11 protein-coding genes are annotated in these 23,180 nt (G+C 75.2%); 8 read left to right on the top strand and 3 right to left on the bottom strand.

Features of this window, described 5'->3' with window-relative positions; genetic code table 11:
- Positions 1–16 precede the first annotated feature (16 nt).
- From OG429_RS32730 to OG429_RS32710, 5 genes are all read left to right on the top strand, one after another.
- Positions 17–2,455 (top strand): alpha-N-acetylglucosaminidase, encoded by a 2,439-nt coding sequence (locus OG429_RS32730; protein ID WP_328928867.1) that lies wholly within the window; start codon positions 17–19, stop codon positions 2,453–2,455.
- A 134-nt stretch (positions 2,456–2,589) separates the two neighbouring features.
- The gene (locus OG429_RS32725; protein ID WP_328928866.1) at positions 2,590–2,793 is read left to right on the top strand and encodes a hypothetical protein; all 204 of its coding nucleotides are present in this window, start codon (positions 2,590–2,592) and stop codon (positions 2,791–2,793) included.
- Positions 2,794–2,836: 43 nt separating this feature from the next.
- Positions 2,837–4,429 (top strand): molybdopterin-dependent oxidoreductase, encoded by a 1,593-nt coding sequence (locus OG429_RS32720; RefSeq protein ID WP_328928865.1) that lies wholly within the window; start codon positions 2,837–2,839, stop codon positions 4,427–4,429.
- A gap of 203 nt (positions 4,430–4,632) precedes the next feature.
- Entirely contained in the window at positions 4,633–5,916 is a 1,284-nt protein-coding gene (locus OG429_RS32715; RefSeq protein WP_328928864.1) for an MFS transporter, read from the top strand.
- Positions 5,917–6,073: 157 nt separating this feature from the next.
- Positions 6,074–7,249 (top strand): serine hydrolase domain-containing protein, encoded by a 1,176-nt coding sequence (locus OG429_RS32710; RefSeq protein WP_328928863.1) that lies wholly within the window; start codon positions 6,074–6,076, stop codon positions 7,247–7,249.
- A gap of 61 nt (positions 7,250–7,310) precedes the next feature.
- On the opposite strand, the gene OG429_RS32705 is transcribed toward OG429_RS32710, so the two are convergent.
- From OG429_RS32705 to OG429_RS32695, 3 genes are all read right to left on the bottom strand, one after another.
- Positions 7,311–8,576, bottom strand: a complete 1,266-nt coding sequence (locus OG429_RS32705) for a cytochrome P450 family protein (RefSeq protein ID WP_328928862.1) — start codon at positions 8,574–8,576, stop codon at positions 7,311–7,313.
- An 83-nt stretch (positions 8,577–8,659) separates the two neighbouring features.
- Positions 8,660–9,907 carry an Ig domain-containing protein gene (locus OG429_RS32700; protein ID WP_328928861.1) on the bottom strand — a complete coding sequence of 416 codons (1,248 nt, stop codon included), beginning with the start codon at positions 9,905–9,907 and terminating at the stop codon, positions 8,660–8,662.
- Positions 9,908–9,996: 89 nt separating this feature from the next.
- Positions 9,997–10,890, bottom strand: a complete 894-nt coding sequence (locus OG429_RS32695; protein WP_328928860.1) for a LysR family transcriptional regulator — start codon at positions 10,888–10,890, stop codon at positions 9,997–9,999.
- 516 nt (positions 10,891–11,406) lie between these two features.
- Between OG429_RS32695 and OG429_RS32690 the strand changes: the two genes are divergently transcribed.
- From OG429_RS32690 to OG429_RS32680, 3 genes are read left to right on the top strand one after another with little or no spacing between them, the layout of a single operon-like run.
- A complete protein-coding gene (locus tag OG429_RS32690) occupies positions 11,407–18,294 on the top strand; it encodes an SDR family NAD(P)-dependent oxidoreductase (RefSeq protein WP_328928859.1) in 6,888 nt (2,295 codons plus the stop codon).
- A complete protein-coding gene (locus OG429_RS32685) occupies positions 18,287–22,864 on the top strand; it encodes a polyketide synthase (protein ID WP_328928858.1) in 4,578 nt (1,525 codons plus the stop codon). The genes OG429_RS32690 and OG429_RS32685 overlap by 8 nt, the downstream gene beginning before the upstream one ends.
- Entirely contained in the window at positions 22,854–23,180 is a 327-nt protein-coding gene (locus OG429_RS32680; RefSeq protein WP_328928857.1) for an acyl carrier protein, read from the top strand. Before OG429_RS32685 ends, OG429_RS32680 begins: the two co-directional genes overlap by 11 nt.

Here is a 23,180-nt window from a genome sequence, read left to right as displayed (position 1 = left end):
GCCGAACCGGAGACCAATGCCCGAGCCCGACCCGAACCCCGACCCCGGCTCTCGCCCCGGCCCCGAGCTCAAGCGCGCGCCCGCGCCCGCACCACGACGCGGGCGCCTGCCCGTCCCCCGCCCGGTCGCCCTCGCCGCCCTCCCCGCGGCGCTGCTCGCCCTGGTCTGCGCGGGGCCCGCGCCCGGCGCCACCGCCCCGGGCGCGCGGCCGCCCGTACGGGCCGACGTACACGGCGACGCGCGGGACGGCGCGCACCCGGCCGGGCCCGGCCGGGCCGGCCTGCCCGTACGCCTCCGCGCGCGCGGCGCCCAGCCGCCGGCCGCGCCGCGCCCCCGGACCTTCGACGTCGCGCCCGCGCGGGCCTCCCTGCAGCGGCTGCTGCCGCGCCACGCAGGACAGTTCACCCTCGTGCCCGACTCGGCGGCCGCCGCCGACACCTTCACCGTCTCCGGAACGCCGGGCGCGATCACCGTGCGCGGCAGCACCGGAGCCACCCTGCTCACCGGTGTCGGCTGGTACCTCCAGCACGTCGCCGGAGCCGACATCGGCTGGCCCGGCGACAGCATCGGCATGCTCCCCGCCGAACTGCCGGAGGTCCCGGCCCCGGTCACCCGCAGCGCGCTCGTACCGCACCGGTACGCGCTCAACGACACCGACGACGGGTACTCCGGCCCGTACCGCTCCTTCGAGGAGCACCAGCGGCAGATCGACCTGCTCGCCCTGCACGGCATCAACGAGGTGTTCGTGCAGGTCGGCGCCGAGTACCCGTACTACCGGGCGCTCCAGGGCTTCGGCTACTCCGCCGAGGAACTGCGCCGGTGGATCCCCGGCCCCGGCCACCAGAGCTGGTGGCTGCTGCAGAACCTCAGCGGCTTCGGCGGCCCGGTCTCGGAGCGGCTGATGCGCGAGCGCGCCGAGCTGGGCGGCCGGATCGCGGACCAGTTGCGCGGGCTCGGCATGACCCCGGTCCTGCCCGGCTACTTCGGCACCGTGCCGCCGGAGTTCGCCGCCCGCAACCCGGACTCGGCCACCGTGCCGCAGGGCGACTGGGCGGGCTTCGACCGGCCGGACTGGCTGGACCCGGCCTCACCGGCGTTCGGGAAGCTGGCCGCCGCGTACTACGCGGAGCAGCGGGCGGTGTTCGGGGACAGCACGATGTACCGGATGAGCCCGCTGCACGAGGGCGGCCGGACGGGCCCGGTGGACGTGAAGTCCGCCGCGGGGGCGGTCCAGGCCGCCCTGCACGCCGCCCACCCGGGCGCGCTGTGGGCAGTGCTCGGCTGGCAGGACGACCCGACGGCGGAACTCCTGGCCGGCGTGGACACCTCGAAGCTGCTGATCCTGGACGGTCTGTCGGACCGGTACAACCGGCTGGACCGCGAAACCCGTTGGGGCGGCGCTCCCTACGCGATGGGCACCATCTACAACTTCGGCGGGCACACCACCATCGGGGCGAACACCTCCGTGTGGATCGAGCGCTTCGGCCCCTGGCGCGCCAAGAGCAACAGCGCGCTCACCGGGATCGCCTACCTGCCGGAGGCGACCGGGACCAATCCGGCCGCCTTCGACCTGTTCACCGACCTGGCCTGGGAGCCGGGGCCGATCGACCAGCGCCGGTGGTTCGCCGGCTTCGCGGCCCGCCGTTACGGCCGGCCGGACGCCGAGGCCGCGGCGGCGTGGGAGGAGCTGCGCAAGGGCCCGTACAGCACCTCGTCGGGGCTGTGGTCGGAGTCGCAGGACAGCCTGTTCACCGCCCGGCCGAGCCTGACCGCGGCCGGGGCGGCGTACTGGAGCCCCAAGTCGGTGCGCTATCCGGCCGGTTCGGTCCGCCGGGCACTGGACCACCTGCTCAGGGTGGATCCGCGGCTGCGTACCTCCAGCGCCTATCGGTTCGACCTCGTGGACACCGCCCGGCAGGCGCTCGCCAACCACTCGCGGGTACTGCTCCCGAAGATCAGGGCGGCGTACGAGGCCGGGAACCTGGCCCTCTTCCGCGACCTGACCGACGAGTGGCGGGACGGGGAGCGGAAGCTGGACGCGGTCACCGGCAGCGACCCGAACTTCCTGCTCGGCCGCTGGCTCGACCGGGCCCGCTCCTCGGGCGCCGACCGGGCCGAGCAGGACCGGTACGAGTACGACGCCCGCTCGATCCTCAGTGTGTGGGGCCTGCGCGGCACCAGTGAGGGCGGCTTCCTGCACGACTACGCGAACCGTGAATGGAGCGGCCTGATCTCGGAGTTGTACGCCCCCAGGTGGGACGCGTACTTCGACTCGCTGAAGGAGGCGCTGGTCCGGCGGGCCGCGCCGCGCGCGATCGACTGGCACGCCTTCGAGGAGGAGTGGGCCCGGCGGACCACCCGGCATCCGGTCCGGCCGAGCGGGGACCCGTACGGCCTGGCGGCCGGGATCGCCGCGTCCCTCCCGGCCGCGGCCGCGGCGGCGGCGGCGGACTGACGTACACCCCCGAACGAAGTGATCATCGCTTTATCGGGTGATCGTCACTCTGTCGGGGGAACATCCCTCCTCGTCCGAGGGAGCGCGCACCGGGCGCTCCCTCGGACGGGGCGGGTCCGGAAAGGATCGGGGGCATGTCCGAGACCGAACAGGAGCAAGCCCCAGCCCTACTGCTCGCCGAGGGGGTGGTGGAGCTCCGCAAGCGGCGGGTGATGCCGGACCGCGGCTGGGACGAGGGCGTCCGGGAGGACCTGACCGTCGACGACGGCGTGCTTCCGCGCGCCCGGATCCCCGAGGCGGACGGCGGCCCTGCCGCAGGCGGTGTCGCCGGGGGCTGACCTACCGTGGGGTGTCGGCACAACGACGGAACGGTGAACCCCGATGGACCGTGCGAAGGCAGACCCGGGGCGTCGGCGGCGGCTGTTCGCCGGAGCGGTCAGCGGGCTGGTGGCCGCCGCCGCGGGACTGGCCCTGGCCGAGCTGGCCGCGGCCGCCGTCCGGCCCGAGTCCTCCCCGGTCACTGCCGTCGGCGCGGCCGTGGTCGACCGTACGCCCGCGGCCGTCAAGGAGTGGGCGATCCGGTCCTTCGGCACCGCCGACAAGCTGGTGCTGACGCTCGGCATCGTCGCCGTGCTGGGCGTGGTCGCCGCCGGGGCCGGGATGCTCGCCGTCCGCCACCTCCGCGCCGGGATGGCCGTCGCCGCCGGCTTCGGGCTGTTGGGGGCGGCGGCCGCGCTCGGTCGGCCGGCGGCGTCCTGGCGGGACGCGCTGCCGTCGCTGGTGGGCGGCGCGGCCTCGGCCGGAGTGCTGTACCTGCTGGTCACGGCGGCGAATCGGCCCCGGCCTGCCGGGACTGCGCCCGGCGGCGCCTGGACGATGGACCGCCGCGGCTTCGGGCGGCTGGTCGCCGTCACCCTCGCGGTCTCCGCCGCGGCCGGCCTCGCCGGGCGGCGCCTCGGCGCATACGGCTCCGCCGGAGCGACGGCCTCCCGGGCCCGCTTCCGTCTCCCCCCGCCCGCCGTGCCCGCGCCACCGGTCCCCGCCGGAGCGGATCTCCCGGTGGCCGGCATCTCCCCTTTCATCACGCCCAATCAGGACTTCTACCGCGTGGACACCGCCCTGGTCGTCCCGCGCGTGGACGCGGACACCTGGCGCCTGCGGATCTACGGGGAGGGGGTCGCGAAGCCCCTCGTCCTCGATCTGCGGGAGCTGCTCGCCCGCCCCCTGGTCGAACACGACATCACCCTCTGCTGTGTGTCCAACGAGGTCGGGGGGCCGTACGCGGGCAACGCCCGCTGGCTCGGCGTCCGCCTCGCGGACCTGCTGCGCGAGGCCGGCGTACGGCCGCCGTCCCAGGGCGGGCCGGCCGACCAGCTGGTGTCGCGCTCGGTGGACGGCATGACGCTCGGCACGCCCGTCGAGACGGTGATGGACGGACGGGACGCGCTGCTGGCCGTCGGGATGAACGGCGAGCCGCTGCCCTTCGCCCACGGGTTCCCGGTCCGGATGGTCGTACCGGGCCTGTACGGATACGTCTCCGCCTGCAAATGGCTGAGCGAGCTGCGTCTGACCACCTTCGCCGCGTACGACGCGTACTGGGTGCGCCGGTCCTGGGCGGCGATGGGCCCGGTCAAGACGCAGTCGCGGATCGACACCCCCCGCCCGTCCTCGACGCTCGCGCCGGGCCCGGTCGCGGTCGCAGGGGTGGCGTGGGCGCAGCACCGGGGGATCGCGCGGGTCGAGCTACGCGTGGACGGCGGCCCCTGGCACGAGGCGCGGCTGGGGGCCTCGGACGGCGCCGACACGTGGCGCCAGTGGGTGTGGCCGTGGCAGGCGACCGCAGGCCGGCACACCCTGGAGGTCCGCGCCACGGACGGCACGGGCACCCCTCAGACGGGGGAACGCACCGGGACCCTGCCCGACGGGGCGACCGGCTGGCACGCGGTGACGGTGCGGGTCGGACCGGGTGTGTGAGCCGTGGAGCTTCGGGTTCCACTCCGCCTGGGACGACCTGCTCGGCACCGGCGCCGGGCAGGAGGCCGGGGCGATGACCGGCCCGCCGGTCGGCCGGGCCCGGTTCGGGTGGGGCCTGATGGGCGTCGGAGCTCGCGCCGCCGGGCGCGGGCTGGTGAAATCGACTGCCGACGCCACGAAGTGCCCCTGTTAGCCTGATCGACATGATCAAGAGCGGGTTAGGGCAACGGATACCCAGCGGGGCGGCTTCCGGTCCGCAGCGAGCTCTGATCACCGCCAGTTTCGTCAGCAGGGTGGGCAATGGTCTCTTCAACACCGCTGCCATCCTCTACTTCACGTTCGTGGTGCACCTGCCCGCCACGCAGGTAGGGGCGGGTCTGACGATCGCCGGCCTGTGCGGCTTGGCGGCCGGCATACCGGCGGGGAATCTCGCCGACCGGTACGGGCCACGCACGATCTGGCTGGTTTCCCTCGCCCTGCAGGCCGCCACCATGGCGGCATTCGTCTTCATCGACAGCTGGCTCGCGTTCACGCTCGTCGCCGCTCTGGACCGGCTGGCCGCCACGGCGGGCGGCGCCGCGGGCGGTGCGCTCATCGCAAGGGTCGGCGGTGAACATCCCGCCGCCTTCCGGGCCAGACTCCGGACCTTCGTCAATCTCGGCGTCGTCGTGGGCACCCTGGGCGCGGCCTTCGCCATCCAGATCGACACTCGCCCTGCCTACACCGGGCTGATCCTCGCGAACGCCGCCAGCTTCGCCTGCGCCGGACTGATCGCGTTCCTGGGCGTCCCGGACTACCGGCCTCTGCCCCGGCCCAAGGAACACCGTCAGTGGTCCGTCCTGGCCGACCGGCCGTACGTGTCCTTCGTCGCGCTCTACAGTGCCATGGGCCTGCAGTACCAGACCGTCTCCCTGCTGCTGCCGATCTGGCTCACCGCCCACACCGACGCACCGCGCTGGACCGTGGCAGCGGTCTACGCGATCAACAGCGGCGTCTGCGTACTGCTCCAGAGCAGACTTGGCTCCAAGGTGGAGACCCCACGACAGGGCGGCCGCGCCTTCCGCCGCGCCGGGCTCCTGTTCCTCATCAGCTGTCCGTTGATGGCACTGACAGCCGATGTTCCCGCGTGGGTCGCGCCGGCGCTCGCCGTCCTCGCCGTGTGCGTCCACAGCGTCGGAGAGGTGTGGGAGTCGTCGGGCGGCTACGCGCTCGGCTTCGGCCTCGCACCCGACCATGCCCAAGGGCAGTATCAGGGACTCTTCGGCATCGGCTTCCACGCGGGCCAAGCCCTCGCCCCTGTCATCCTTACCGGGGCAGTCCTTGCGCTCGGACACACGGGATGGCTGCTCCTCGGCCTGTTCTTCGCGGGTCTGGGCGCGGCAGGACCTCCGGTGGCCGCATGGGCCGAGCGGACCCGCCCCGGGAAACCGGGTACGGAGGCTTCCGCACCACGCCGACAAGGTGAATCCCCGCTGGAGGCCGCTTAGCAGCCGGTGCTGTCGCCGGTCACAGCACCGGGTGTCGGCCGTCACTCCCGGAGCGCTTCCGGAGCGCGGCGGGCGACACCCCCGGTTAGCCTGCGAGACGAGGCCTGCAATCGCGGAATGGGGGAACTTCGCCTTCGACCTGCATGGAGGCACCACCGTGCGCAGTTCCAAGACCTTCACCCTCACCTGCGTGCACCTTCTTCTGGGCGCCGCGCTGGCGCCCGGCTGCACCCTCAGCCGGGCCGAGAGCGCCGCGAAGCAGTGCCCGGCCGGCCAGGTGTCCCGAGGCGGCACCTGCATTCCGGCCGATACCGCGGCCTTCACCAGGCAGCAGGTGGCCGACGCGCTCAAGAAGTACAAACTGACCGCGGCTATGGCCGAGGTGTGGGTCGACGGCGAGCGGGTCTCGGCCGCCGCGGCCGGGGAGACGGTGACGGGCTTCCCCGCGACGACGGACATGCGCCTTCGCATCGGCTCGGTCGCGATCCCCTATATGACGACCGAGCTGCTGAAGCTGGTCGACGAGGGCAAGGTCACGCTCGACGACAAGATCTCCCGCTGGCGCCCGGACCTTCCGCACGCGGACGAGATCACGCTGAAGATGCTGGCCTCCGCCTCCTCCGGGTACGCGGACTACGTCACGGACAAGGCCTTCATCGCCGATCTGTACAAGGACCCCTTCCAGTTCTGGACGGGTGAGGAGCGCGTGCAGATCGCGGTCTCCAAGCCCCTGGTGCTGCCCCCCGGTTCGGGCTTCGCCTACTCGCACGCCAACTGGGTGATCCTGGGCGACATCATTTCCAGGATGAGGGGCAAGCCCCTGGGTGAGGTGATGCGCGAGGACGTCCTCGGGCCGATGGGCCTGACCCACACCGACATCTCGTCCAGGGCCGAGATCCCCGCGCCGGTGCTCCACGGCTTCGACAACGAGCGGGGCGTGTTCGAGGACGCCACCTACTGGAATCCGTCGTGGACGATGGCGGAGGGCGCGGTGATGACCGGAACGCTGGAGGACATGGCGAAGTCCTTCGCGGCGATCGGCGAGGGGAAGCTGCTGACGCCCGAGTCGCACAAGGTTCAGCTCACCCCCGTCGTGAAGATCAAGGGGAACGCCTGGTTCGCCCTGGGTCTGCCGGTGCAGAACACCTGGATCCTCCAGAACCCGTCCTTCGCCGGCTACGCGGGCACGGTCGCGTACCTGCCGTCCAAGAAGATCGCCATCGCCACGGTGGCGACCCAGGGCCTCGGCAGCACCGTCCAGAACGCCAGCTCGAACGTCCTGGAGGCGATCGCCAACCATCTGGCCCCGGAGCGGCCCGTGAACCTGGGGTGACGGCCTGGGGTGACGCGCCGCCCGCCGGGATCGGGTCCCGGCGGCCGGCGGAGCCCGGGTCCTACGGCCGGACCGGGCGGACCGGCAGCGACTGGACGTTGTTGCTTATGAAGCTGCGCTGGTGCGGGAGTTCGGCCTCGGGGACCGCGAGATCGAGGTCGGGAAAGCGGGTGAAGAGCCGCTCCAGCGCGATCGTGGCCTCCAGCCGGGCGAGCGGGGCGCCCATGCAGTAGTGCGCTCCGTGGCCGAAGGAGAGGTGACGGGCGGCCGTGGGACGCGTGATGTCGAACCGGTCGGCGTCCGGGCCGTGGAAGGCCTCGTCGCGGCCGGCCGCGGTGTATCCGGCGAGCACCGGGGTGCCCTGCGGGATCACGGTGCCGTCGACGGTCAGGTCGCGCGTGGGGTAGCGGAAGGGGAACCAGCTGACCGGGCCGTCCCAGCGCAGTGTCTCGTCCACCACGTCCGACCAGGTGGCCTTCCCGTCCAGGACGAGGGCGAGCTGGTCGCGGTGGGCGCACAGGGCGCGGACGGCGTTGGTGATGAGGTTGAGGGTGGTCTCGTGGCCCGCGACGAGCATCAGCCGCATGGTTCCGATGAGTTCGGCCTCGCTGAGCCGGTCGCCGTCGTCCTCGCGGGCGGCGATCAGACCGCTGGTGAGGTCCTCCCCGGGAGCCGCCCGCCGGGCGGCCGCGATCGTGCCGATGAGGGCGACGAGCTCCTGGAGCGCGGCCATCTTCTCGGCCGGGGTGATGTCGGTCGCGATGATCACCGTGTTGGTCAGGTGGTGCAGTCGGCCCCGGTGCTCGGGGTCCACGCCGAGCAGCTCGCAGATGACGTTCATCGGGAGCGGGAGCGCGAAGTGCGCATACAGGTCGGCGACCCCGTCCGGGGTCTCGGCCGCGGCCCGGCCGAGGTCGTCGAGGAGTCCTGCGGTCAGCTCCTCGATGCGGGGCCGCAGCCGTTCGACCTGGCGGGCCGTGAAGGCCTTGCCGACCAGCGAGCGGAGCCGGCGGTGGTCGGCGTCGTCGGCGGTGTGCATGCCCTGGGCGTTGGCGAAGACCCGCAGCGGCCAGTCCGGGGGGATGGTGCCGTCGTGCAGGGACGGGAAGTGCCGCGCGTCCTTGGCCACGTCCGGGTGGGCGAGGAACTCCTTCAGCGCCTCGTGCCCGAGGACGACCGCGCCGGGCACCGCGCCGGGCAGTACGACCTCCGCCACGGCGCCCTGGGCACGCAGCCGGGCGTTCAGGGCGTGCGGGCAGCCGCCCGCGGGGTCGATGACGTGCGGGGTGTCCGAAGCGTGCGGGGCGGAAGAAATGTGGGACGACAAGCCGGCTCTCCTGACCTGATGAACGAGACTCGGTCAACAGTGCGGCTTGGGGGGCGGGTTGTACAAGCCCGCCCCGCCCCGTCTCAGAACCAGTTGACGGTCAGTGCGAATGCCGTGCCTGCGGTGCCCCCGGCGGAGTCGGTGACGGCGGCGGTGACCTGGACCGTGCCGCTGCCCCAGGGCTTGCCGGTGACCCGTCCGGTGGCGCTGTCGAGGGTCAGACCCCACGGCAGGCCGGTGGCCGCGTACCGGACGGGGGGCTTTCCGCCGGTGGCGGTGAGCTGGATGGCGCAGGACTGGTTGAACTTGCACGTCTGCGGGCCCGGGTTGGCGAGCTTCAGATGCCCGGGAGTGGGGGTCGGCGTGGGGGTGGGGGTCGGTGTCGGTGTGGTGCCGCAGTCCGGGGCGGCCTCCGGCGGCAGCGGCACCCGCCAGATCTGGGTATCGTTCTCCGACCCGACGAGCAGGCTCGCGCAATCGGCGTACGTCACCGTCTCCCCCTGAGACTGGGCGGGGAGCGCGACGTCCGCGAGCTTGGCTCCCGAGGTGTCGTACACGGAGGCCGTGTTGGCGCCCAGCGGTCCGCCGCTGCGCAGGGAGTACGAGGCTCCCGTCGGCGAGAACGCCCCGTCGGTGGCGAACACGGGGCCCGGCCGGACCGCGGTGAGGGTGTTGAGCTGCCCCGTCACCGGCGGGAGCGGTGCCTGGTACAGCTGGCCCGCCGCTCCGATGACCTTGCTCGCGACGTAGAGCCGTCCGGTGACGGGGTCGGCGAGCAGGGACTCGGCGTCGTGCCGGCCGTCGGCGTAGGCGAACCGGTAGGTGGCCGGCGTGACCGCGGCGTCGGCGAGCCGCTCGGGCTCGGCGAACGCGTGCACGGTGATCTCCGCGCGGCCGCTGAAGTTGTCCCCGATGTCGCCGACCAGGACCGTCGGCCCGCCGCTCGCGTCCTTGCCGATCGCCAGCCCCTCCCAGTCGGTGTTGCCAACGCCGGAGACGGTGAACGTGGCCGCGAGCCGGCCGGTGGCGTTGGTGCAGTCGATCGCGAAGACCTGGTTGGTGTTGCCGCTGTCGTTGACGGCGTAGAAGACGCCCGGGTGGCGGCGGCTCATGGCGAGGCCGCTCAGCTCGGCCAGGCCGCCGGGGAGGGCGCACTTCTTCTCCGGCGCCAAGGTGCCGGCGGCCGCGTGGACGGGCGCGGCCGGGCTGGGCGTGGCCGAGGAGGCGGGCGAGGCGGTGGCGGTGGCCACCCAGGCCGTCGCGGACAGGAGCGTGGCGAGGGCCGCGGTCGCGAGGGCGGCGGCCCGTGGGGGTGTCAGGAGTCGGGGCATGCCCACCATGTGATGGCACGTGAGTACGTGGCACCAGGCCCAACCGCCTCCCGTTCGAGCATTGTTCAATGCCGAGCCGGCATGTCTGGTCAGCGCACCGGTTCCCGTACGGGTGCCGTGCGCCCCGCGTGCGCGATGAAGGCGCGGGCCGCGCGGCTCAGCGGCCGCCGGGCGTGCGCGATGCCCACCGGGCGCAGCAGGGACGGTGTGAAGGAGCGGATCTCCGCCCTGCTGCCGAAGGCCCTCGACACCACGTCGCGGTACCAGATGAGGGAGCCGCGGCCGTCCGTCACGCCGGTCACCCAGGCGAGGCGCTCGTCGACCTCGAGGGAGGGTACGGGCCGCACGCCCAGGCAGCTGAACATGGCCTCCATCTCGGTGCGCCGGCCGGTTCCCGGGGTGGGCAGCACCATCGGCAGTCCGTCGAGCATGCGCAGCGGCAGCGGGTCGGGCAGCCGGGAGCCGATCGGCGAGATCAGTACCACCTCGCGCTCCTGGATGTGGTGGGTGGAGAGCTCCTTGTCGACGGGCAGGTCCACCAGCGCCAGCTCGGAGCGCCCCAGGTTCAGCTCCTGGACCAGGGCCTCGCGGCTGTCGTGCTGCTGGATCCTGACGTCCACGCCGGGATGCCTCTCGGCGAAGGCCGTGACCAGGTCGGCGGCCAGGTCGAGGGCGAGGGTGGGCGTGGTGACGAGGGTGAGGACGGCCCGGGAGTCCTTGCCGTGGGGGGTCCCGATGTCGTCGATGGCCTCCACCGCGTTGAGCACGGTGCGGGCCAGCCGGACGACCCGGGCCCCCTCCGGCGTGAGGTCCACCCCCCTTCCCCGGCGTGCGAGAAGTTCGACACCGAGGTCGCGCTCCATCGCCTGGACGGCACGGGACAGCGCGGACTGGGCGACGAACACGGCCGCGGCGGCTCCTGTGATGGACCGGCAGTCGGCCACGGCGACGAGGTAGCGGAGTTGCGCGAGCGTGGGGGTCATGACCGGACGGTAACGGCGCGGGGTTGCACCCGTAAGGGCCACCGGGTGAACAACTACGTGACCCGGCGGGGGCGTTCATGCCGGGTCGGCGGCAACACATGCCGGTGCGGCATGAGCCCGGGGCGTGTCGTGCGCCGGCACGCGCGCCGGGGCCGGCCCCGCCCGTCGGGAAACACCGCAGGCCAGCGGCGTGAGGGGCTCGTTCGGCGGGTCGGGTCGAGGTGCGTTCCGGGCGCACCGCGCGCCCGGTGCGAGCGAAACGACGTACTCCGCATGCCTGTTGACAGTGCACGGCGGTCCCCGCACGATGCATCCCGGCGTGGGGCCGTTTGACCACTGTTCAAGCCCAGCGCACCGGCGGCGGACCGCCCGCCGCCCGTGCGAACCGCCGTGAGCGCCGCCGCAGACGCACCACCCGTACCGCGGGGCCCCTCGCCCGCCGCACTCCCCCGGTTCTTCCGCCCTGTACTGCGCCCTGATCGCGCCATGTCACACAGCACTGGAAGAGGAGCGCCCGTGACCCCCCACCCCCCGCAGTCCGCCGCCACCCGCGACCTGGTCGTCGCGGTGAGCCCGTTCGAGGAGCCCCACCCGCGGATCGTGACCGCCGCCGAGCGCGCCGGGGCCCTCGGGCTGCTCGATCTCGGCCGGGACGCGGACGCCGCCCGGCGCGCCGTCGCGGAACTGGCCCGCCGGCTCGGCGGCGGCCGCCGCCACGGTGTACGGGTACCCGCGGGCTGCCCGCTCGGGCCCGAGGAGCTGCCGCCCGCGGTGGACACCGTGCTGCTCGCCGACCCCGCGTCGCACACCCCGGAGCGGGTGGCCGGCTGGGCGGCCGCTGCGGGCCGGCCCCGCGTGTGGGCCGAGGTCACCAGCCCGGCGGAGGCCAGGGCCGCCGTGGCCGCCGGTGCGGCCGCCCTCGTCGCCAAGGGCCACGAGGCCGGGGGCCGGGTCGGCACGGCCACCACCTTCGTACTGCTCCAGCAGCTGCTCACGGACCCCGCGGCCGAGGTCCCGGTACTGGCCCATGGCGGGATCGGGCCGCACACGGCGGCCGCGGCCGTCGCGGGCGGGGCCGCCGGGGTCCTGCTCGACGTACAGCTCGCCCTGACGGCCGAGGGCGAGGCGGGCCTGCCCGCCGAAGTGACCGCGGCGTTGAGGGCGATGGACGGTACCGAGACACGGCTGACGGACGGGCACCGGGTGTTCGCGCGTCCGGACCTGACCCCGCCCGAGGGGCCGGTGCCCGCTCTGCTGGGCGCCCGGGACCTGCGGGCGCAGCTGCTGCCCGTCGGGCAGGACGGCGCCTCGGCCGCCCGGCTGGCCGCGCGCCACCGGACCACGGGCGGGGTGCTCCAGGCCGTACGGGCGGCCATCGCCGGGCACCTCGAGGCCGCCGTACGGGTCCGGCCGCTCGGGCGCACTCCGGGCCGGCCGCTGCCCGTCGCCCAGGGCCCCATGACCCGGGTGAGCGACCAGGCGGCCTTCGCCGAGGCGGTGGCCGCCGCGGGCGGGGTCCCGTACCTGGCGCTCGCCGTGATGGAGGGCCCGGACGTACGCCGGCTGCTGGCCGAGAGCGCCGAGCGGCTCGGGGAACGCCCCTGGGGCGTGGGCCTGCTCGGCTTCGCCCCGGCCGCGCTGCGAGGCGAGCAGCTGGCGGCCGTGGCCGAAGCCCGCCCGCCGTACGCGATCATCGCGGGCGGCACCCCGGCGCAGGCCGCGCCACTGGAGGCGGCCGGGATCCGCACCCATCTGCACGTGCCGTCACCGGGGCTGCTGGAGCGGTATCTCGCCGAGGGTGCACGCCGGTTCGTCTTCGAGGGGCTGGAGTGCGGCGGACACGTAGGGCCGCGCGCCTCGTTCCCCCTGTGGGAGGAACAGATCGAACGGCTGCTGTCGTGCCCCGAACCCGAAGATCTGGACGTGCTGTTCGCGGGCGGGATCCACGACGGGCGCTCCGCCGCCATGGCGATGGCGGCCGCAGCCCCGCTGGCCGAGCGGGGCGCGCGGATCGGGGTACTGATGGGCACCGCCTACCTGTTCACCGAGGAGGCCGTGGCGGCGGGCGCGGTACTGCCCGGCTTCCAGCGGGCGGCCGTGGAGTGCGCGGACACCGTGCTGCTGCACACCGCGCCCGGACATGCCACCCGCTGCGCGCCCACCCCGTACGCCGAGAGCTTCGAAGCGACCCGGCTGCGGCTCACCGGGAGCGGCGCCGAGCCGCGCGAGGTGTGGGAGGAGCTGGAACGGCTCAACCTGGGGCGGCTGCGGATCGCCAGCAAGGGCCTGCGGCGGGCGGCCGACGGGTCCGCCCTGGAGCCGGTGGACGCGGAGCAGCAGTACGCCGAGGGGCTGTTCATGCTGGGACAGGCCGCCGTGCTCCGCTCCGGGACCACGACCGTCGCCGCGCTCCACGCGCAGGTCACCGAGGGTGCCACCGCCCTGCTGGAACGCCGGGCCGAGGACTTCGCGACGACGGGGTCCGAGACGGCGGCCACGGCGGCCGACCCGCTCGACATCGCCATCGTCGGAATGGCCTGCGCCTACCCCGGCGCGCCCGACCTCGCCGCCTACTGGGCGCGGATCCTGGCGGGTGCGGACGCGGTGACCGAGGTACCGGCCGAACGCTGGGACCCGGAGCTGTACTACGACGCCGACCCGGCCCGGGCCGGCGAGCGCACCCCCTCCCGCTGGGGCGGCTTCCTCGGCCCGGTGCCCTTCGACGCCCTCGCGCACGGCATCCCGCCCGCCTCCCTGGCCGGGATCGAACCGGTCCAGCTGCTGGCACTGGAGATCGCCGCGCGAGCCCTCGGGGACGCCGGCTACGGCAGGGACCGGGAGTTCGACCGCGCCAGGACCTCGGTGGTCTTCGGCGCGGAGGCCGGTACCGAACTGGCGGGTGCGTACGGACTGCGCGCACTGCTCCCGTCCTACCTGGGCGAGCTCCCTCCCGCCCTGGACGACCAACTGCCGCGCCTCACCGAGGACTCCTTCCCCGGCATCCTCGCCAACGTCATCGCGGGCCGGGTCGCCAACCGGCTCGACCTCGGCGGAGCGAACTGCACGGTCGACGCCGCCTGCGCGTCCTCCCTCGCCGCCCTGGACCTCGCCTGCCGCCAACTCCGCGACGGGGACAGCGACATGGTCGTCTGCGGAGGCGCCGACGTACACAACGGCATCAACGACTACCTGATGTTCTCCTCCGTTCGCGCCCTGTCGCCCGGCGGCCGCTGCCGGCCCTTCGACGCGGCGGCCGACGGGATCGCGCTCGGCGAGGGCGTGGGCGCGCTGGTGCTGAAGCGGCTCGCGGACGCGGAACGGGACGGCGACCGGGTGTACGCCGTGGTCAAGGCGGTCGGCGCGTCCAGCGACGGCCGGTCCCTCGGTCTGACCGCGCCCCGGCCGGAAGGGCAGCGGCGGGCACTGGAGCGGGCCTACGCACGCGCCGGTGTCTCCCCGGGCGAGGTGGGCCTGGTCGAGGCGCACGGCACCGGGACGGTGGTCGGCGACAGCACCGAACTGGCCGTCCTGAGCGAGCTGTTCACCGCCTCGGGCGCCGTTCCCGGCTCGTGTGCGCTGGGATCCGTGAAATCGCAGCTCGGCCACACCAAATGCGCGGCGGGACTCGCCGGGCTCATCAAGGCGGCCCGAGCGGTCCACGCGGGTGTGCGGCCGCCGACCCTGCACATCGAATCGCCGAACCCGGCCTGGCGGGCGCAGACCAGCCCGTTCTCCTTCGATGCCGAGGCCCGGCCCTGGGCGGTGCCCCCGGAGCAGCGGATCGCCGGGGTGAGCGCCTTCGGCTTCGGCGGCACGAACTACCACGCGGTGCTGGCCGGTTACGGGGGCTGCGAGGAACCCCGCCACGGCCTGGAGGAATGGCCGGCCGAGCTGTTCTGCTTCCGCGGCGAGGACCGGCGGGCGGCGGGCCGGGCGATCGCGCGGCTCGCGGCCCGGCTGGAGGAGAACGACGCGGCCGGGCGGCCGTGGGCCCTGCGCGACCTCGCGGCGGAACCGGCCTCCGGCTCCGGGACCGTCCACGTCGCCGTCGTCGCCGCCGGTCTGGACGAACTGGCGGCCCGGCTGGAGCAGGCGCGGGCCTTCACCCCGGGCACGGGGGTCCACGTACGCGAGGAGGCGGCGGACCCGGGGCGCGTGGCGTTCCTGTTTCCCGGGCAGGGCAGCCAGCGGACGGGAATGCTGGGCGAGTTGTTCATGGGGTTCCCCGCCCTGCGCGCTCTCCTGGACGCGGCGCCCGCACCGGTGGTCTCGGCGGTGTTCCCGCCCACGGCGTTCACCGCCGAGGGGCGGGCCGCGCAGCGGGCGGCTGTCACCGACACCCGGGTGGCCCAGCCCGCCCTCGGACTGGCGGGGGCGGCGGCCCACCTGCTGCTCGCCGAGCTCGGCGTACGGCCGGACGGCGTGGCCGGGCACTCGTACGGGGAGCTCACCGCGCTGTGGGCGGCGGGGGTCTACGACACGGCGGACCTGCTGCGGCTGAGTGCGCGCCGGGCCGAGGCGATCGTGGCCGCCGCCGGGGAGGATCCGGGGGCGATGGCGGCGGTGTCGGCCGCGCCGGAGGAGGTACGGGAGATCGCCGCGCGCGCCGGGTGCGTGGTGGCGAACCACAACGCGCCCCGGCAGTGCGTGATATCGGGCCCGACCACGGCCGTTGCCGCCGCGGTGTCGGCGCTGCGCGAGGCGGGCCTGTCGGCCGAGCCGCTGCCCGTGGCGTGCGCGTTCCACAGCGAGGTCGTGGCGGGGGCGACGGCCGCCCTCGCGGCGGAACTGGCGGCGACCGCGGTGGCCGCCCCGCGCGTCCCCGTCTGGTCGAACACGACGGCCGGCCCGTATCCGGCCTCCGCCCAGGAGCTACGGGGCCTTGCCGCACGCCAGCTCGCGGAGCCGGTCCGCTTCGTGGAGCAGGTGGAGGCCATGTACGCGGCCGGTGTGCGGACCTTCGTCGAGGCGGGGCCGGGCCGGGTCCTGTCCGGTCTGACCGGCCGGATCCTGCGCGACCGCCCGCACACGGTGGTCCCGCTGGACGTGCCGGGCGAACACGGCCTGGTCCGGCTGGTCACGGCACTGGCGGAGCTCGCGGCGGCCGGCGTGCCGGTGGCGCCGGAGGCGCTGTTCCGCGGCCGGACCTCCGTCCTGCCGGACCGGGCGCCGCGGCGTCCGGGCTGGCTGGTGGACGGCCACTTGGTGCGCACCGCCGACGGCGCCCCGGTGGCCGGCGGCCTCCGGCCGGCCCGCCGAGTGCCTCCGGCAGTCGCTGCGGGTTGGGCCTCCGCTTCGGCCGCCGGTGCGGGTGCCGGTGTAGCCGCCGGTGCCGGTTCACGTCCCGATCCGGTGGCCGCCGACCGGCGCGAGGAGGCGGTACTGGAGTACCTCCGCGGCACCCGCGAACTGGTCCAGGCGCAGCGGGACGTCCTGCTGGGCTACCTGGGCGCGGGGGCGCCCGCCTCGGCCCCCACCCCGGACCCCGGGTGGCCTCCGGCCGAGGCGTACGACCGGTCCCGGTCGGGCGCCGCGCCGGACCTGCTCACGGCCGAGGCACCCGACAACTCCCCGGCGACCGGGCTGCGGCCGACGGCCGGGCCCACCGGCGGAGCCCCCTCCGCCGAAGAGGTCATGGACGCCGTCCTGGAGATCGTGCACACGCGGACCGGGTACCCCCGGGACATGCTCGACCCCGGGCTGGATCTGGAGGCGGACCTGTCCATCGACTCCATCAAGCGGGTCGAGATCATCGGCGCCCTGGCCGACCGGATCGGCCTGCCGCAGGACCCGGGCGGCTCCGCCGAGTCCGCGGTCGAGGAGCTGTCCCGGATCAAGACCCTGCGCGGGATCGTGGACTGGGTCACCTCCCACGCACCCGCCGGGCCGTCCGCCGACCCCGGGCCCGAACCCGGGCCCGAACCCGGCCCGGTGCCACCCCTGCCCGGCCCGGCGGCCCCGGCCCCGGCCCCGGCCCCGGCCCCGGCCAGCCTGCTCCGTCGGCTCCGCGTGGACCTGGTGTCCGTACCCGCGGCGGCCGGGGACCCGCGGGCCCTGCGCGGACTGCGGATCGGGGTCGTCGAGGACGGCCAGGGCGTCGCGCTCGCCCTGGGCGCGGCGCTGGGCACGCACGGCGCCGAGGTGAAGGTCGTGTCCGAGGCCGAGGCCGGGTTCGACGGCATCGTGGACCTGTCCGCGCTGCGCCCGGGGGCCGAGCCCCTGCTCCCCGAGGCCTTCCCGGGGCTGCGGAACGCCCTGACCGGCGGGGTCCGGAGGCTGCTCCTCGTCACCGCGCCCGGCGCCCCCGGGGCAGGTCTGCACGGCTTCGCCCGCAGCGCGGCCCTGGAATTCCCCGGCACGCTGATCCGCGCGGTCGGCATCCACCCCGAGGAGGACCCGGAGCGGATCGCGGCGCAGCTCCTCGCCGAGCTGAGCTGCCCCCCGGCCGACGGCCCCGCCTCCGTCGGGTACACCGCCGAGGGAGCCCGGGTCGCCCGCGGCGCGGTGTCCGCGCCGCTCGCCCCGGCCGGGGACGGACCGGACGGGCCGCCCCTCGGCCCCGGATCGGTGGTCCTGCTCACGGGCGGGGCCCGCGGGATCACCGCCCGGACCGCCCTGGCCCTGGCCCGCGCCACCGGCTGCCACGTCGAGCTGGTCGGCCGTACGCCCGAACCGGACCCCGGAGGCGACGAGTTCGCCCAGGCACAGGACCGGGTGGCACTGCGCGCCGCGCTGATCGCCACGGGACTCCGTACGCCCGCCGAGATCGAGGCGGCGGCCTCGCGGATCCTCGCCGAGCGCGAGGTGCGGGCCACGCTGGCCGCCCTCGCCACGGCGGCGGCCTCCGTCCGCTACCACTGCGCCGACGTCACCGATGCCCGCGCCGTGCGGGCCGTCGTGGCCGATGTGCGCGCCCGGCACGGCCGGCTGGACGGCATCGTGCACGGCGCCGGTGTCCTGCGCGACGGGCTGCTGCGCGACAAGCAACCGGCCGACTTCGCCGAGGTGTTCACCACCAAGGTGGCCGGCGCCCGCCACCTGGCCGCAGCGGCGGCCGAGCACGGTACGGCGCCCGCGCCCCGGTTCCTGGCCCTGTTCGGCAGTGTCGCCGGGGTGTACGGCAACCGCGGCCAGTGCGACTACGCCGCGGCCAACGACGCCCTCGACTGCCTGGCGCACACCTGGTCGGAGTCCTTCCCGGGCCGGGTGCTGGTCGTGGACTGGGGCCCCTGGGCGGCGGAGGCGGGCGGGATGGTCACGCCCGAGCTGGAGCGTGCGTACGCCCGGCGCGGCGTCCCGCTGATCGGTCCCGAGGCGGGCACCGCCGCGTTCCTCGCCGAACTCGCGCACGGAACCGACGTACAGGTGGTCCTGATGGCGGAGGAGGGCCGCGGCGATGAGTGAGCGGCGGCGCGGCCCGCGGCCCACGGACGCGGCGATCGTCGGGATGGGCGCGGTGTTCCCCGGGGCCGCCGATCTGGCCGCCTACCGGCGCAATCTGCTCGCCGGTACGGACTCGATCGGCGACGTCCCGCCGGGGCGCTGGGATCCCGAGGTGTACTACGACCCCGACGGCGCCACCGGCCCGGTGTCCGGCGACCGGTTCTACTGCCGGCGCGGCGGGTTCGTCGACGGCCTCGCCGCCTTCGACCCGACCCGCTTCGGGATCATGCCCGCCGCCGTGGAGGGGGCCGAGCCGGACCAGATGCTGGCCCTGCACGCGACGGCCGAGGCCATCGCGGACGCGGGAGGCGAGGACCGGCTGCCGGCGGACCGCTCCCGGATCGGGGTGGTGCTGGGGCGCGGCGGGTTCATGGGGGTGGCCACCGCCCGGCTGGACCAGCGGGTGCGTACGGCGCACCAGTTGGCCCAGACCCTGCGGGAGCTCGCGCCGGAGCTCGGAGAGCGGCGGATCGCGGCGGTGCGCTCGGCTTTCCAGGACGCGCTGGGGCCGGAGCGGCCGGACGCGTCGATCGGCCTGGTGCCGAGCTTCACCGCCGCCCGGACCGCGAACCGGCTGGACTTCCGCGGCCCCGCCTACACCCTGGACGCCGCCTGTGCCTCCTCGCTGCTCGCGGTGGACCAGGCCGTGGGGCTGCTGGCGGGCGGACGCTGCGACGCGGTGGTCGCGGGCGCCGTGCACCACTGCCACATCGCCACGCTGTGGAGCGTGTTCACGCAGCTGCGGGCGCTGAGCCCCAGCGAGCGGATCCGGCCCTTCGACCGGAGGGCCGACGGGACCCTGCTCTCCGAGGGCACCGGGGTGGTGCTGCTGAAGCGGCTCGCGGACGCGGAGCGGGACGGCGACCGCGTCTACGCGGTGATCCGCGGTACGGGTGTGGCCGGGGACGGCCGGGCGGCGAGCCTGATGAGCCCCCTGGTCGCGGGCCAGGTACGGGCACTGGAGCGGGCCTGGCGGGAGGCCGGCCTGGATCCCCGGGCTCCGGGCGCGCTGGGGCTGCTGGAGGCGCACGGCACCGGGACGCCCGTGGGGGACGTGGCCGAACTCGACACCCTGGCCCAGGTGTTCGGTGCGCGGGAGGGTTCCGGGCCGGGGGTCGGCTTCGGCTCCGTCAAGTCGATGCTCGGGCACACCATGCAGGCCTCCGGCATGGCCGGGCTGATCAAGGCCGCGCTGGCGGTGTACGAGGGGGTGCTGCCGCCGACGCTGCACCTGGAGGAGCCCCACCCGGACCTGGCCCGGACCCGGATGCGGCCGGTGACGGCGGCGGAGCCGTGGGAGCGGGGTCCGGAGCCCCGCCGGGCGGGGGTCAACGCCTTCGGCTTCGGCGGGATCAACGCGCACGTGGTGCTGGAGGAGGCTCCGGCGGCCGCGCGCCCGGCGGCTCCGGCCCGCCGGTTCCTGCCACTGGGCGGCGCGGCCGCGCCGGTGGGGGCGTCCGCCCGGGGCGACGTACTCCTGCTGGGCGCGGACGGTCCGGCGGAGCTGTCGGCCCGGTTGGCGACGGGCTCGCCGGTGTCCGGCGCAGACGGGCCCTGCCGGCTCGCGGTGTTCGGGCCCACGCCCCAGCGGCTCGCGCTGGCCGCGAAGGTGGTGGCGCGCGGCCGGGCCTGGCGGGGCCGGGGGGACGTGTGGTTCACACCGGAGCCGCTGGGCGGCCGGGTGGCCTTCCTGTTCCCGGGCCTGGAGCCGGAGTTCGCCCCCGTGGTGGACGATGTCGCGGACCGGCTCGGGACGGCGCGGCCCCGGCTCACGCGGGGCACGTCCCTGGTGGAGCGGGCCCTCGACGCGATCGCGACGGGCCGCTTCTTCGCCCGGGTCATGCCCGCGCTCGGCGTCGAGGCCGATGTGCTGGCGGGCCACAGCCTGGGCGAGTGGGCGGCGATGGTGGCCGCCGGGATGTATCCACAGGAAGCCGCCGACAGCTTCCTGGACGGGCTCCGGCCGTCGGACCTGCTGGTGCCCGATCTCGTGTACGCGGCGCTGGGCTGCGGTGCGCGCCGGGCGGAGGCGGCACTGCACGGCCTGGACCGGGTGGTGGTCAGCCACGACAACTGCCCCCACCAGTCGGTGATATGCGGGGAACCGGACCAAGTGGCGGCCGCGGTCGGCCGGTTGCGCGGCGACGGGGTGCTCGGCCAGGAACTCCCGTTCCGGTCGGGCTTCCACACCCCGATGTGGGAGCCGTACCTGGGCCAGGTCCGCGCCGCCTTCGGCCGGCTGCCGCTGCGGCCCGGATCCCTACCGGTGTGGTCGGCCACCACGTGCGCTCCGTTCCCCGCCGAGCCGCGGGACGTGCGGGACCTGGTGGTCCGCCACCTCCTGGAGCCGGTCCGCTTCCGCGAACTGACGCTGCGGCTGTACGAGGAGGAGGGCGTGCGCGGCTTCGTCACCCTGGGCCCGGGCAGCCTGCCGGGCTTCGTGGAGGACACCCTGCGCGAGCGCCCCCACCTCTCGGTGTCCACCTCCTCCCCCCGGCTTCCGGGTCTGGCGGCGCTGGAGCGTGCCTGCGCCGCGCTCTGGGCCGAGGGGCACGCACCGCGCTGGGACCTGTTGTCCGTACCGGTGTCTGAGAAGACGGCCGAGCCGGTACGGCCGCCTTCGCCGGCGGGGCGCGCCGTGCCCCTGGACCTCGGTTCGCCGCTGGTCCGCCTCGGCGAGACGGCGCGCACCGCGCTGGGCGGCCTCCTGCCCACGGCCCCGGCCCCGGCCGCTGCGGCGCGGGTCCGGGCCGAGCCGTCCGCCCCCCGGCCGATCCTGCTGTCCGCGCTGGACGCGGTCCTCGAAGACACCGCGGCGGCCGCCCGGAACGTCACCGAGGCCTGGTCGGCCGTACGCCCGCCGGACACGGGCCGGGCCACGGGACTGGGCGCGGCGCGTGCCACGGGACAGCCCTCGGGGAATCACACCCTGCGCTGCTCGCTGGCCGCGCTGCCCTACGTACGCGACCACTGCGTGTACCTCCAGCCGGACGGCTGGCCGGAGGAGTCCGACCGGTTCCCCGTCGTACCGATGACCACCATGCTGGAGCTGGCCGCCGAGGCCGCGCAGCGCCACGCCCCGCCCGGCCTCGCCGTCATCGGCTACGAGGACGTACGGGCGCTGCGCTGGCTCGCCGTCGAACCGGCCGTCGACGTCGAGGTCACCGTCCGCGGCGACGGGCCCGGCCGCTCGCGCGTCGCCCTCGGGGAGTTCGCGTCGGTGGTCGTGCTGCTCGGTGAGCGGTACGGGCAGCCGCCCGCGCCCGACACCACTCCCCTGCGCGAACCGGGGCCCGCCCCCGTCAGCGCCGAGGCGCTCTACCGCGACCGGTGGATGTTCCACGGCCCCCGTTTCGCAGGGGTGCACGAGGTACGGACCGTCGGCTCGGACGGCATCCGGGGCGTGCTGCGGGCGCTCCCCGACCCGGGGGCGCTGCTCGACGCCGCGGGCCAGCTGTTCGGCCACTGGATGCAGCTGCGCCTCCCGGTGGACCGGCTGGTGTTCCCGGCCGCCGTGGACCGCGTCCGCTTCTGCGGTCCCCCGCCCGCCCCCGGGGAGCTGGTCGCCGCCACGGCCCGGATCCGGGAGGTACGGGACATCACCGTGCGCGGTGACCTCGAACTGTGCCGCACCACGGGCGAGGTGTGGGCCCTGATCGAGGGATGGACCTACCGCCGGTTCGGCGCCGACGAGCGGGTGTGGCCGATGAAGTTCACCCCGGAGGTGTGCGGCATCGGCGAGCCACGGCCCGAGGGCTGGTGCCTGGCCCGCCGCCGCTGGACCGACCCGGCCTCGCAGGAGCTGGTGATGCGCCGCTACCTCGGCGCCGCCGAGCGGGCGGCGTACGAGCGGCTGTCGCCGCGGGCCCGGGCGCCCTGGCTGCTGGGCCGGATCGCCGCCAAGGACGCGCTGCGCGGACTGCTGTGGGGGGCCGGGGCCGGGCCGGTGTTCCCGGTGGAGGTGCCGGTGGGGAACGATCCCGCGGGCCGGCCCGTGGCCGAGGGTCCGCTCACTCCCGGCTTCCGGCTGTCGATCGCCCACAAGGACCGGATCGCGGTCGCCCTCGCCCACCCCCGCGACGCGGTCGGCATCGACGTGGAACCGGTGACCGCCGACCCCGGCGCGCTGGTCCGGATCGCTCTGCGGCCGGAGGAACTCCGCCTCGCCGAGCGGCTGGCCGCCTGTGAGGGCACCGGACTGCCGGCCGCGCTCACCGCCCTGTGGTGCGCGAAGGAGGCCGCGGCGAAGGCGGCGGGCAGCGGGCTCGGCGGCCGGCCGCGGGACTGGCGGGTGGCCGGTGAACCGGATTCCGGCGCGCTGCTCGTGCGCTCCCCCGACGGGCACCCGTACCCGGTCCGAACCACCCGCGTCCCCACCGACCGGCTCGACCCTGACCTGCGCAACCACGACCTGCCCGCCCCGGGCCGGCCCGCCCCCGGACCGCCCGACCACGTCGTCGCCTGGACCGCCCACGGCACGGCGCCGTCCCCCGTCCCCTTCCACCTCACGGAGACCCGTCATGGCACCTGACATCCTCGCCGAGATCACCGGAATGCTCGTGGAGATCGTCGGCGACGAGTACCTGCTCGCGGAGGAGGTCACGATGAAGACGACGTTCAACGAGGACCTCGCCCTGGAGAGCATCGAGTTCGTCGCCCTCGCCGAGCTGCTCCATCACCGCTACGGCGCCGAGGTGGACCTGATGGGCTTCCTGGCGGAGAAGGACATGGACGCCATCCTGGCCATGTCGGTCGGCGAACTCGTCACCCACATCGGCCGGATCACGCACGCCTCCCTCGCCCGCACGGCAGCCGCCCCGGCCGCCTCGGCCGCCCCCGCCGGCTGA

It is taken from the genome of Streptomyces sp. NBC_00190, assembly GCF_036203305.1.
Taxonomy (GTDB): Bacteria; Actinomycetota; Actinomycetes; order Streptomycetales; family Streptomycetaceae; genus Streptomyces.
This window is presented reverse-complemented; position numbering and strand designations above follow the sequence as displayed.

What these genes read in the sequence shown, in the direction of transcription:
- OG429_RS32680 (WP_328928857.1), top strand. Translation starts at nt 22,854, where the DNA reads ATGGCACCTGACATCCTCGCCGAGATCACCGGAATGCTCGTGGAGATC.
- OG429_RS32700 (WP_328928861.1), bottom strand. Translation starts at nt 9,907, where the DNA reads ATGCCCCGACTCCTGACACCCCCACGGGCCGCCGCCCTCGCGACCGCG.
- OG429_RS32720 (WP_328928865.1), top strand. Translation starts at nt 2,837, where the DNA reads ATGGACCGTGCGAAGGCAGACCCGGGGCGTCGGCGGCGGCTGTTCGCC.
- OG429_RS32695 (WP_328928860.1), bottom strand. Translation starts at nt 10,890, where the DNA reads ATGACCCCCACGCTCGCGCAACTCCGCTACCTCGTCGCCGTGGCCGAC.
- OG429_RS32730 (WP_328928867.1), top strand. Translation starts at nt 17, where the DNA reads ATGCCCGAGCCCGACCCGAACCCCGACCCCGGCTCTCGCCCCGGCCCC.
- OG429_RS32715 (WP_328928864.1), top strand. Translation starts at nt 4,633, where the DNA reads ATGATCAAGAGCGGGTTAGGGCAACGGATACCCAGCGGGGCGGCTTCC.
- OG429_RS32685 (WP_328928858.1), top strand. Translation starts at nt 18,287, where the DNA reads ATGAGTGAGCGGCGGCGCGGCCCGCGGCCCACGGACGCGGCGATCGTC.
- OG429_RS32725 (WP_328928866.1), top strand. Translation starts at nt 2,590, where the DNA reads ATGTCCGAGACCGAACAGGAGCAAGCCCCAGCCCTACTGCTCGCCGAG.